The following is a 12,098-nucleotide window of genomic DNA, read 5'->3' as shown; positions in this document are numbered from 1 at the left end:
GATATCGAACTGAGCAAGGAATATGCGTATCTCGCATCCCTTGGGCTGTCTGATGACCATTTCGCGGCGGTTGCGGAAAATTTAGCCACCACTCTCAGGGAGCAGAACGTGCCGCATCAGTTGATCGACGAAATGACGGCTTTTTGCGAAACGATGCGCACGGAAATTCTTGGTTGAATTCTTGAATAAATGACGTGTTTTAGCATGAACATGTCATTCAAGGATAAGACCATAAACATATCTGCAATATCTGCTAGAATTCCGGCTCGCAGTCATGTGAATGCGAGCCGAATATTGAGAGGGCATCGGCGCTTCAACGGGATTGCCATACTAATGGTATCTCTGAAAAAGCTATGCTATGATGCCCGCACTTTTTCGGCCACGACACGTTAACAAAACGTATGTCACTAAAAAGTGAGGCGGGCGAATGGCCGGCCTCTTGGGGCCTTTAACTCTCAAAAGGATATGTAATTATGGCAGTTATCGATCGCGTTCTCGTAGGTGAATCCCTCGTCATTGAAAATCGTCCGGACGGCAGTGGCCTGGACCTGTTGAACGTCGCTCACATCGACCTGATCATCGGGCCGCGTGGCAGCGCAGCAGAAGAAGCATTTTGCCGTACCCTGACCGATCAGAAGGAAGGCGTGAACGGTCTTCTGGCCGTAGTTGCTCCCAACCTGATGGCCAAGCCGGCCACCGTGATGTTCAACAAGGTCACCATCAAGAACGGCCGTCAGGCGGTGCAGATGTTCGGCCCGGCCCAGCGCGGCGTAGCCATGGCCGTGATGGATTGCGTTGCCGATGGCACCATTCCCCAGGCTGAAGCTGAAGACGTGTTCATCTGCGTGGGCGTGTTCATCGACCACAAGGCCGATATCGACGAGCGCATCCAGGAGTGGAACTATCGTGCCACCAAGGAGGCGATCAAGCGTGCGGTCAACCGCGAGCCCAAGGTTGCCGACGTGGTCAAGACCTACAAGGATTCTGCCCACCCGTTCGCTGCCAAGTAATAAAGCTTTCCACTACCGCCCCGTATTTGGGGCGGTTTAGCTTTGTTCAATGGCAACAGGGAGAGGAACCCAAAATGTCAATTCTCGATAAAGTTTTAAGCCTGTTCAGCGGCGGCGATTCCGCTCCGGCTGCCGCCCCCGGCAGCGGTCGCGTAATCGATCGCGTGCTGGTTGGCGAGTCACTGGTGATCGACAACCGTCCCGACGGCAGCGGTCTGGATCTGCTGAACGTCGCGCATATCGACCTCATCATCGGACCGCGCGGCAGTGCGGCGGAACGCGCATTCACCCGTGCGCTGACGACGCAGCGCAAGGGCGTGAACGGTCTCCTGGCCGTAGTTGCTCCCAATCTGATGGCCAAGCCGGCCACCGTAATGTTCAACAAGGTCACCATCAAGAACGGCAAGCAGGCGGTGCAGATGTTCGGCCCGGCTCAGCGCGGCGTGGCGATGGCCGTGATGGACTGCGTGGCCGACGGCACCATTCCGGCAGCCGAGGCCGATGACGTGTTCATCTGCGTGGGCGTGTTCATCGACCACAAGGCCGATATCGACGAGCGCATCCAGGAGTGGAACTACAGGGCCACCAAGGAAGCGATCAAGCGTGCGGTTGCGCGTGAGCCCAAGGTGGGCGATGTAGTGAAGAAATACAAGGATCCTACCGTCAGCCATCCGTTCCAGGCTAAGTAATCAGGTAGTTCCTCATGAAAATCCCGGCCAGCGCGAGTTGCCCGGGATTTTTTATTGCATCAGGCTGGCGATGTGTTCGGGTGCGAGTTTGCGGTCATGCAGCGCGCTCGCCAGCAACGCCCCGGCGATACCCATCGCTTTCAGTGCTTGCAGATCGCCGCTATCGCGCACGCCGCCGGCCGCATATAGGCTGCGTCCTGGCGCGCGGTGCAGGATATTTTGCAGCAGGTCGAAGTCCGGCCCTTCATAGCTGCCGACGCGTGCCAGCGTCATCGCGATGACGCGATCTGGCCAGTGCTGCGCATTATCGAATAAGGCGTCGGGCCCTTTGCGCAGCCCTTCGGCGAAATCTAGCGAAAGCACTACCTGTTGCGGGCCGGCTTGCTCGATCAGCCGCCTTGTATCGTCAGCATCGGACTGGCTTTCGCTGCCGAGTACGCAGTGCAGGCCGAGCGCCAGCCAGGGCTTGCAGTCTGCAACAGTGGCGATGCCGGCGTCTATCCATATTTCCGTCTGGGGCAAGGCCGTGCGTAGCGCAGCGACCGTTTCCAGATGGTTCCCCCGGCGCTGGATGGCGTCGAGATCGGCGATATAGAGGGTTTTGAACGGGTATAATTCGAACAGGGCGTGCGCCACTTTGACCGGGTCCGGGCTATCGCATAGGGACGATGCGATAGCCCGGTAGGCATGGCGCTCGCCGCGCTTGGCGCGCACCACATTTCCTTCCATCAAATCGATCACCGGTATGGCATCAAATCTCAAGGTATTTGTCTGCGAATTCATCACTGGGGGCGGATTATACAACGTGCCTCTGCCGCCTTCGCTGGCACGCGAGGGCGGGATGATGCTGGAGAGCCTGCTCGCCGATCTGCTCGAGCTGCCCGGCCTCGAACTGATCACCACGCGCGACCCGCGGCTGCCGCCGTTGGCATTGCCGGTGACGGTAAAAACAATGCGGCATGCCGACGATGTCTGGCCGCTGTGGCGGCGCTGTATCGATGAGGCGGATGCAATATGGCCGATCGCGCCGGAAAGCGGTGGCATACTGGAAAAAATCGGCACCATGGCGCAGCCGAAAAAACTGCTGGGCTGCGCGCCGTCCGCGATCCGCATCGCCGGCAGCAAATATGCCACCGCATCATATCTGGCGCGCCACGGCATCCCCGTCGTGGTCACCTGCCGGGCGTCTGCGTTGCCGCAAGACAGCCGGGCCCTTATATCTACCTTGATAGCCAAACCGGACGACGGTGCAGGCTGCGAAGATGCGCGTTTGTTCGCCGGTACCACTGACTTGCTGGATTGGCTGGCAGACGGCCGGCAGGGCAGCCACGTCGTTCAGCCCTGGCTACCGGGCGAAGCCGCCAGCCTGTCGATGCTGTGCTGCGACGGCAAGGCGCAATTGCTGAGTTGCAACCGGCAGTTGATCGAGATCGCCGATGATACGGTTCATTACCGGGGCAGCCTGCTCAACGGCATGGCCGAGCACTGGAACGCCTTCGAGGTTTTGGCTGGGCGGGTAGCGCATGCCTTGCCCGGTTTGGCCGGATATGTCGGCGTGGATGTCATGGTCAACGGCAGTGAAATAACCGTGCTGGAAATCAACCCGCGCCTGACGACTTCCTATACCGGTCTGCGCCGCGCGACAGGTCTCAATCCGGCAGGGCTGGTGCTGGACTTGCTCTATAATGGCCGCTGGATTGAATCGGGCAGGCTGCAACGCAACGTAGTGGAAGTGAAAATCGATGGCTGACAGCATCGGGTGGGATCTGGGCGGCGCGCATCTCAAGGCGGTGCGCCTGGATGAAGCTGGCAGGGTAATCAATGCGGTGCAGCTCCCATGTCCGTTGTGGCAAGGGCTGACGTATCTGGGGCAGGCGATAGACGCAGCTGTGGCATCGCTGGGCGATTGCCGGGTCCATGCCGTGACGATGACTGGGGAGCTGGCCGATATTTTCCCTGATCGCCGCCAAGGTGTGACGCAACTGGTGGAGACCATGCAGCGCAGGCTGCCGGTGGCGGAGCTGAAGATATTCGCCGGCATGTGCGGTTTTGTCGAAGTCGGCCAGGCGCAACAGCGTGCCGCAGATATCGCTTCGGCGAACTGGCTGGCAAGCGCGCAGTACGCCGCCAGCCGATGCGGAAACGGCCTGTTCGTGGATATCGGCAGCACCACCACCGACCTCGTGCCGCTGCATGAAGGCGTGGCGCAGCCGCGCGGGTTCAGCGATGCCGAACGGCTGACGTCGGAGGAGCTGGTGTACACCGGCGTTATTCGTACGCCGGTGATGGCGGTTGCGCAACGGGTTCCGTTTGGCGGCCATTGGCAGCGTTTGGCGGCGGAGCATTTTGCGACGATGGCCGACGTGCACCGGCTCACCGGCAATCTCGACCCCGCACATGACATGGCCGCCACCGCCGATGGCGCCGGCAAGTCGCTGGACGAAAGCGCGCGGCGGCTGGCGCGGATGGTGGGACGGGATATCGACGATGCCCCCATGGACCAGTGGTTCGGCCTGGCCCGTTTTCTGGCTGATGTGCAATTGCGCGATATCGGCTGCGCGGTTGAGCATGCCTGGTCACGCAGACTGGGCAATGACGCCGCGCCGCTGATCGGTGCCGGCGTGGGGCGCTTCATGCTGCGCGAATTGGCGCGGCGGACGAACCGTCCTTTCACCGATTTCTCCGATCTGGTGGAAGGGACGGGTGACGGCAAGGCATGGGCTGCCGTATGCGCACCGGCTTTTGCCGTGGCCTGGTTGGCAAGGAAGCAGGCATGACGCCATTGATTACCGAACTGCCGTATCGCGAGGACAGCGCCGAAGTTTTTGCCGCCATCGCGCATCGCCCCTGGGCCATGCTGCTGGACAGCGGATGGCCGGGGTCGAGTTACGGGCGCTACGACATCATGGTGGCCGATCCGGTCATCACGCTGACTACGCGCGGCGACCTGACCGAAGTCACCAGTCCCACCGGCCACGAAATTTCGCGCGGCGACCCCTTCGGCTTGGTGCGCGATTATCTAGGACGGCAGCAGGAAAGGCACGATAGCCTGCCTTTCATGGGCGGCGCGGTTGGCTATTTCGCTTACGACCTCGCGCGCAGGCTAGAACGCCTGCCGGCGACGGCACGGGACGCCGAGCATCTGCCGGAGATGCAGGTCGGTATTTACGACTGGGCGCTGGTGGTGGATCACCAGGAACAGCGTACCTGGCTGGCGAGTTACGGCCGCGCACCGCTGACCCGCGAACGCTGGGGCGATCTGGCAGAGCAGTTCCGCCATCCTGCCAAGCTTTCCGGGAACACGTTCAGCGTACTGTCGCCTGTGGCATCCAATATGGACGAGGCGCAGTATGCCGCGGCTTTCCGCCGTATCCTGCACTACATCCACGAAGGCGACTGCTACCAGGTCAATCTGGCGCAGCGCTTCTCGGCGCAAGCCACGGGCGATGCCTGGACGGCCTATCGGCACTTGCGCCGCCAGAGTCCCGCGCCGTTCGCCGCTTATCTGAATTTGCCGGAGGTGAAAATCCTTTCCGCGTCGCCCGAGCGTTTTCTGCAGGTACGCCATGGCCAGGTGGAAACGCGGCCGATCAAGGGCACCCGCCCGCGCAGCACAGATTCGGCGCAGGACAAGGCCAACGCGGACGAATTGCTGGCCAGCATAAAGGACCGCGCCGAGAACCTGATGATCGTCGACCTGCTGCGCAACGACATCGGCAAGAACTGCATGCCGGGCAGCGTGCGCGCCGACCGCATGTTCGAACTGGAAAGCTTCCCCAATGTGCACCATCTGGTCAGCACCGTTACCGGCCGCCTGGCACCCGGACATACGGCCATGCATCTGCTGCGCGGATGTTTCCCCGGCGGCTCGATCACCGGCGCGCCCAAGCTGCGGGCGATGCAGATCATCGAGGAACTGGAACCGCACCGCCGCGGCGTATATTGCGGGGCCATCGGATACATAGGATTCGACGGCAACATGGACACCAACATCGCCATCCGCACCGCGGTGTTTTCCGACGATACCGTACGCTTCTGGGCAGGGGGAGGTATCGTTGCCGATTCCGAAGAGCAGAAGGAATATCGTGAAACCTGGGATAAGGCAGCCAATATGCTGGCATTGATGGAGGCGTTCCGTGTGGGTCGTTAAACTGGGCGGGAGCCTGCTGGGTTCGCCGGAGCTGAATGCCTGGCTGGACATGCTGGCGCAGCAGAGCGACGGCCGCATCGTCATCGTACCCGGCGGCGGCATTTTTGCCGACGCGGTGCGCGAAGCCCAGCGCACCGTCGCATTCGACGATGCCGCCGCGCACCATATGGCGCTGCTGGCAATGGAGCAATACGGTCTTACGTTGAAATCGTTGCAGCCGAAGCTGGTGACTGCGGCGTCCGAACTGGAAATATCCGAGCGTTCCTGGCAGCATAGGGCGATTGTCTGGATGCCCAGCAAAATGGTGCTGGCGGATGAAACCATCCCGCAGAACTGGAGCGTCACTTCGGACAGCCTCGCAGCCTGGCTGGCGGGGAAAGTCAATGCCAGCCGCCTGGTGCTGGTCAAACAGGCGCAGATCGAGGATAGCGAAGCCCCACTTGAACAACTGGTGAAAGCGAGTATTCTCGACCAGGCTTTTGTCGAATTCGCGGCCGGTTTGTCCTGTCGCATCCATGTCGTCAACAAATCGGGGCACGCCGAGTTTGCCAGGGTGCTGGCAGGCGGCCCGCTGCCGACGCGCGCATTCTGAACGAGCAGGAGAGAATCATGGACAAGCCGGAACACACCAAGGAACACGCTTACAGTGAAGACGAAATCCGTGGCAGGCTGGCGGCCGAGCTGCCGCACTGGTATCTGGAGGACGGCTGGATACGCCGCAAGTACAAGACCAGCGGCTGGAAAGCGACGTTGATGGTGGTCAATACCGTAGGCCATCTGGCGGAAGCGGCTTGGCACCATCCCGACCTGACGGTGTCGTATGCCTTCGTCATCGTCAAGCTGGTCACGCATACCGCCAAGGGCGTCACCGACAAGGATTTTGCGCTGGCGAAAAAGATCGAGGAAGTGATCCAGTGGCAGCCCGGCAAGGAGGAGGGCGCGCTGGAAGGTACGCCGAACGAGGATGTCCGCTTCAAATACCTGAAGTATGATTGATACGACAACAATTCCAATACAGAAAAGGCGGCATCAATGAATACCGATGTCCTGTTGCACCCGCATATCCACGACAGTGAGGCACTGCATGATTTTCTGGATGCGCTGTCGGACCAGATTCCCGCCATCGAGCGCGACATCGCCAAGCTCAAGGGCGCGCCGGCGGACAAGATGCTGATCGCCAACCTGTTCCGCGCCTTGCATACCGTCAAAGGCGACGCGGCGATGTGCAAGGTCGAACTGGCGGTGATGATTACCCATCCGATAGAGTCGCTGCTGGACAGGCTGCGCAGCGGCGAAATAGGATTTTCCGAGCCCATGGCCGAGGCTATCCTGCTGGCCATGGACAGGTTGGAGCTTGCCGCCAGGGCGCTTGCCGACGGCGAACCGATCGAGCATTTGAAATTGGTGGAACTGGTCGGCGGGTTCGAGCAGCTGGCCGTCGCCCCGGTCGAGGCGCTGGACGACCGGGCGGCGCAGGTAATCAGGGCGGTGACCGGGTTCCGGATGTCCAGCCGGCCCGTGTCTGCCAAGGCCAAACCCGGCGGCGCATCCAGGCCGGAAAGCGCCGCCGCCGACCTGCGCTTCTTTCGTTCGCTGGCGTTGCAATACGAAGCCCGCTCGCCGTTATTCCAGGGCCGCAGCGACCGTCAGCTGCACCTGGCATTGGAAACCAACGCGGCAGCCGGCACGCCGGTCGATCCGCTGCAACTCGAAGCGGCGGTTTACATGCACGATGTCGGCATGCTGTTCCTGCCGGAATCGGTATGGCTGAAGGCCGGCAAGCTGTCCGACAAGGAGCGGCGCCAGTTGCAGCAGCATGCCGGCTTTGGCGCGGGCTTGCTACAGCGCATGGAAGGCTGGGCCGGGGCGGCCGAGATCGTGCTGCAGCACCACGAGAGGCAGGACGGCGCGGGCTATCCGCGTGGATTCAGGAGCGAGGACATCGTGCCCGGCGCGAAAATCCTGGCGATGGTGGATACTTTCGAGTCGGTGACCTTGAAACACAGCCAGCGCGGACAGGGGCGCTCGCTGGTGCGCGCCATCGCCGAAATCAACGCCGGCGACAATCAATTTGCACCGGAATGGATAGGCCCCTTCAATACCGTCATACGGCGCATGATCGAAGGCTGATCAAAACCTGCCGATTGGAGTGGCAGAGCAGCACGGATTCATCATGGGACGGCTCCGCTGGTGTTGCAATCTAGTGTGCGCCCTAAAGCGCTTCGACGCTATAGACCGCCCGCAAGTGGTGAGTGTCGCCCGGGGCGAGTGTTACCAGGCTATTCATCGCATTCGCACTTTCCACGCATACCATGCTGCGGTAGCCGTTTTCGCCCATATCGCCCATGCGAGAGGCTTTGGCTGCCCAGGGGTTCCATACCACAGTCGAACGGCTGCCGCTTTTGGCGATGCGGATGCGGCGCTTGAGCAGGCTATCCTCGATCACGCAATCGGAGATGGTGTCCATGAACACGCGGTCGACTTCGGTATGGATGTCGATAGGGCCACGCTGAATCCTGGTGCCGCCGTCCAGCTTGTCGAAATAGCTGCATCCATCGAGGCCGAGAATGCGGATATTTTCGATATCGCCGACTGCAAAATAGGTATGCAGCGCTTCGCTAAGTTCGAAGGCGGTGTCGCCGGTATTTTCGGTGATCAGTTCCACCGTCAGCGCCAGGCCTACGGTAACGATGCAGCGCAAATGGCAGATGTAAGGCCATTGCGCACGGGCCGTCGCATTCTTCTGCAACTCGAAGGCGACGCGGGTGGAGCCGTCGGCCAACGCTTCGCTGACGATCACGCGCCAGTTGAGGATGCGGGCAAAACCGTGCGCGGGAAAGCCGGTGTCGGTGGCATGCGCGCCGAACCACGGCCAGCAGATCGGAATGCCGCCGCGCACGGCCTTGCCGGGTTGCAGCCGGGCTTGTTCGCTGAGCCAGAGCACGGGGGCCTCGCCGTGCGGCTGGAAAGTCATCACATGCGCGCCTTGCAGCGCGATCGTGGCGCTGGCGAGCTCGTTGTCGATCTCGGCGACGGGCAAGCCATAGTCCGATGCGGTGAACGCCAGATGATCCGGAATGGCGAAATGATGGTTGAGGCTGGCGAGCGCGGGCATGGTGGCTTGCTTCCAAATTAAAGGATTTTCTTCTCAAATCGCCCGAAATGCAGCATCAGCGTGGGTAGTATAAGCAGATTGAGTATGGTCGAGGTGATCAGCCCGCCGACGATGATGGTCGCCATCGGGCCTTCGATCTCGCGCCCCGGCTGGCCGCTGCCGGCAGCCAGCGGCAACAGGCCGAGCGCGGTGACCAGTGCGGTCATCAGGATCGACGGCAGCCGTTCCGAGGCGCCGCGGATCGCGGTTTCCAGACCCCAGACCATGTTTTCCTCGTCGATCAGGTGCTGGTAATGCGACACCAGCATGATGGAGTTGCGCAGGGTAATCCCGAACAGGGTCACGAAACCGACCAGCGAACCGAGCGAAATCCAGCCGCCGGTGAGCATCGCCGCCAGCACGCCGCCGATCAGCGCGAACGGCAGGTTGGCAAACGTCAGCAGCAGGTTGCGCATGCGGCCGAAGGCGATGTACAGCATCAGGAATATGCCCATCCCGGCCAACAGCGAATGCACGACCAGGTCCTCGCGCGACTTGGCGTTGGCTTGCGCTGCGCCGGTATAGGCGGGGAAGTTGCCGGGCGAGAAATGCACCCCGGCGGCTATGCGTTTTTTCAGTTCCGCCGAGAACGTTTCGACATCGCGGTTGACGACGTTGCAGGTGATGGTCTGGATGCGCTTGCCGCCGCCGTGCAGGATTTTGGAGCGCCCGCTGGATTGCGCGATGTCTGCCACTTCATTCAGCCGCACGATGCGGCCGTCGGGATTGCGCAGCGGCAGCCGGCCGATCTGGGTGATGTTCCTGCGCCGCGCCGGGTCCAGGATCACGGCGATGCCGATGATACGGTTGCCTTGGTAAACCTGTCCGGCGGGTGCGCCTTCATAGGCGGTCTGCACCGCCTCCAGCACGTCCAGCGGCTTCAGCCCCCACTGCGCCAGGCGCTCCGGACGCAGGCGTATCGTCAATTGCGGCGTACCCGGCGGCGATTGCACCTGCACGTCGGCCACGCCGGAAATGCCCGCCATCGCGCTGGCCACCGCCTGCGCGTCGCGGTCCAGCGCGTCCAGATCCTGACCATAGATATTGACCACCACCGCGGCGGTATAGCCGGAAATGGTTTCCTCGATGCGCTCGGTGAGGAAGGTATTGATCGCGAAGGTGACGCCGGGAAAGCTGGCGCCGCCCTTGCCCGCGAGCGTATCGCGGATCTGGCGCTGGATGCGGTTCTGCTCGTCGCCGGACAAGGTGCCGATCTCCACCTCGAACTCGCTGTAGTGCGTGCCGAAGGTGTCGGCGCCGTTCTGCGCGCGCCCCACCCATTGCAGCACCGATTTCACGCCCTTGATGTTGCCCAGCGCCTGCGCCACCTTTTCGCCGATGCGCAGCGTTTCCTGTTCCGAGGTTCCCGGCACCGCGGTCATGTGCAGGATGTAATGGCCTTCCTTGAGGTCGGGAATGAACTGACCGCGGAACAGCGGCAGGATGCCAAGCCCCAGCGCAATGACGACCGCGGTGATGCCGATGATGATGCGGTAATGGCGCTCGATCGCGCGCAGCGTTGTGATGTAATGGCGCTTCAACACGCCGATCAGCGGCGGATCGGCACTTTCCAGCTTGGCATTGGCGAGCAGCAGGTAGCACAGCGCCGGCGTCAGCGTCAGCGCCACCAAGAGCGAGGCCAGGATGGCGAAAATGTACGATAGCCCCAGCGGCGCGAACAGCTTGCCGGCGACGCCCGAGAGTGTAAGTAAGGGTATAAACACCATCGCCACGATGACGGTGGCGTACACCACCGAGCTGCGCACTTCCATGGAAGCGTCGAACACTACCTCGTGCGCGGGCAGCGGATTCGCCAACAGCCGGTTCTCGCGCAAACGGCGGAAGATGTTCTCGGTGTCGATGATGGCGTCGTCCACCACTTCACCTAATGCAATGGCCAGCCCGCCCAGCACCATGATGTTGAGGCTGACGCCGTAGTAGCCTAGGATCAGGATCGCGGTCAACAATGACAATGGAATTGCGGTGGCCGAGATAAATGCGGTGCGCACGTTGAACAGGAACAGGAACAGCACCGTCACCACCAGCACCGAGCCGATCAGGATGTCGGTGCGCACGCCGTTGACCGCGGTCTCGATGAAGTTGGCGGGGCGGAACAGCTTGGGGTAGAGCGTCACATGTTCCGTCGCCAGTGTCGGTTGCAGTTCCTTCAGCGCGCGTTCCAGTGCGTAGGTGACGGCCTTGGTGTTGGAGCCCAGCTGGCCCTGCACCGACAGGTATACGCCGGGTGTGCCGTTGATCTGCGCTGCGCTGATCGAGGGTGCTGCGCCGTCGACGACGCGGCCGACGTCACTTAATCTTACCGTCTGGCCGTCCTTGTGCAGCAGCACGGCCTGGGCCAATTGCCCTGCCGTCAGCGTCTGGCCTTCGGTGTTGAGCACGATGCGCTGGTTGCTGTTTTCGATATAGCCGGCACCGATCACGCCGCTGGCGCGGCGCGCCGCTTCCAGCACGTCCTGCAGCGCCAGGTTGTAGCGGATCAGGCGGTCGGGGTCGACCTGTACCTGCAATTGTTTCACTTCGCCGCCGAACACGTTGACGTCCGATACGCCGGGCACCGCCAACAGGTGCGGGCGTATCGTCCAGTCCACCAGCGTGCGGAGTTCGGATAAAGAACGCTTGTCCGACATCACGCCGACGCCCAGCACCGTGCTGGCGGAGGACGACAGCGGCGTGATATTGGGGACGATGCCCCGCGGCAACTGATTGGCGAGCGTCGCCAGCCGCTCGGCGATCACCTGGCGGTTGCGGTAGATGTCGGAGCCTTCCTTGAATATGACGGTGACGACGGAGACGCCGGGAATCGACTGCGAGCGCATCGTTTCGACGCCCACCGAACCCGAGACGCTGTTTTCGATCGGCTGCGACACCAGCGTTTCCACCATCTCGGCGGAAAGCCCGGGCGCTTCGGTCTGGATCACCACCTGCGTCGGCGAAAACTCGGGAAACACGTCGAGGTTGGCGCGGGTCAGGCTGTAGAAGCCGTAGATCATGATCAGGAGCGCGAGCCCGACGATGACGCCGGCGTGGCGGATGGAAAAGCGGACGAGAGCCTTCATGACGCCTTAGTCTGGAAC

The 12,098-nt window shown here is 61.7% G+C and carries 11 protein-coding genes; 8 read left to right on the top strand and 3 right to left on the bottom strand.

Translation table 11 applies throughout. The features are described from left to right. Nucleotides 1–473: 473 nt before the first annotated feature. Together fae (VGK14_RS01700) and fae (VGK14_RS01695) are read left to right on the top strand one after the other, a co-directional pair. Entirely contained in the window at nucleotides 474–1,010 is a 537-nt protein-coding gene (gene fae, locus VGK14_RS01700) for a formaldehyde-activating enzyme (protein WP_331507195.1), read from the top strand. Nucleotides 1,011–1,084: 74 nt separating this feature from the next. Beyond that, on the top strand, nucleotides 1,085–1,699 hold the full coding sequence (gene fae, locus VGK14_RS01695; protein WP_331507194.1) for a formaldehyde-activating enzyme: 615 nt from the start codon (nucleotides 1,085–1,087) through the stop codon (nucleotides 1,697–1,699). Nucleotides 1,700–1,750: 51 nt separating this feature from the next. On the opposite strand, the gene VGK14_RS01690 is transcribed toward fae (VGK14_RS01695), so the two are convergent. Then, nucleotides 1,751–2,482 (bottom strand): HisA/HisF-related TIM barrel protein, encoded by a 732-nt coding sequence (locus tag VGK14_RS01690; protein ID WP_331507193.1) that lies wholly within the window; start codon nucleotides 2,480–2,482, stop codon nucleotides 1,751–1,753. 22 nt (nucleotides 2,483–2,504) lie between these two features. Here VGK14_RS01690 and VGK14_RS01685 point away from each other — a divergent pair, with 22 nt between their 5' ends. The 6 genes from VGK14_RS01685 to VGK14_RS01660 are packed head-to-tail and all read left to right on the top strand — an operon-like array spanning nucleotide 2,505 to nucleotide 7,979. Then, nucleotides 2,505–3,449 (top strand): ATP-grasp domain-containing protein, encoded by a 945-nt coding sequence (locus VGK14_RS01685; RefSeq protein WP_331507192.1) that lies wholly within the window; start codon nucleotides 2,505–2,507, stop codon nucleotides 3,447–3,449. After that, on the top strand, nucleotides 3,442–4,476 hold the full coding sequence (locus VGK14_RS01680) for a hydantoinase/oxoprolinase family protein (protein ID WP_331507191.1): 1,035 nt from the start codon (nucleotides 3,442–3,444) through the stop codon (nucleotides 4,474–4,476). Before VGK14_RS01685 ends, VGK14_RS01680 begins: the two co-directional genes overlap by 8 nt. After that, nucleotides 4,473–5,849 carry an aminodeoxychorismate synthase component I gene (gene pabB / locus VGK14_RS01675; protein WP_331507190.1) on the top strand — a complete coding sequence of 459 codons (1,377 nt, stop codon included), beginning with the start codon at nucleotides 4,473–4,475 and terminating at the stop codon, nucleotides 5,847–5,849. The genes VGK14_RS01680 and pabB overlap by 4 nt, the downstream gene beginning before the upstream one ends. Beyond that, a complete protein-coding gene (locus VGK14_RS01670) occupies nucleotides 5,836–6,441 on the top strand; it encodes a uridylate kinase (protein ID WP_331507189.1) in 606 nt (201 codons plus the stop codon). The genes pabB and VGK14_RS01670 overlap by 14 nt, the downstream gene beginning before the upstream one ends. Nucleotides 6,442–6,458: 17 nt before the next feature. Beyond that, nucleotides 6,459–6,845: a 4a-hydroxytetrahydrobiopterin dehydratase gene (locus VGK14_RS01665; protein WP_331507188.1), complete on the top strand. Its 387-nt coding sequence runs from the start codon at nucleotides 6,459–6,461 to the stop codon at nucleotides 6,843–6,845. A gap of 36 nt (nucleotides 6,846–6,881) precedes the next feature. Then, nucleotides 6,882–7,979, top strand: a complete 1,098-nt coding sequence (locus tag VGK14_RS01660; RefSeq protein ID WP_331507187.1) for an HD-GYP domain-containing protein — start codon at nucleotides 6,882–6,884, stop codon at nucleotides 7,977–7,979. Between the two features lie 82 nt (nucleotides 7,980–8,061). Here VGK14_RS01660 and VGK14_RS01655 read toward each other — a convergent pair whose 3' ends face one another. Both VGK14_RS01655 and VGK14_RS01650 read right to left on the bottom strand, forming a co-directional pair. Next, nucleotides 8,062–8,964 (bottom strand): D-hexose-6-phosphate mutarotase, encoded by a 903-nt coding sequence (locus VGK14_RS01655; protein WP_331507186.1) that lies wholly within the window; start codon nucleotides 8,962–8,964, stop codon nucleotides 8,062–8,064. 17 nt (nucleotides 8,965–8,981) lie between these two features. Beyond that, complete coding sequence (locus VGK14_RS01650) at nucleotides 8,982–12,080, bottom strand: efflux RND transporter permease subunit (RefSeq protein ID WP_331507185.1); 3,099 nt, start codon at nucleotides 12,078–12,080, stop codon at nucleotides 8,982–8,984. Nucleotides 12,081–12,098 lie beyond the last annotated feature (18 nt).

It is taken from the genome of Novimethylophilus sp., from assembly GCF_036504375.1.
Classification (GTDB): Bacteria; Pseudomonadota; Gammaproteobacteria; order Burkholderiales; family Methylophilaceae; genus Novimethylophilus.
This window is presented reverse-complemented; position numbering and strand designations above follow the sequence as displayed.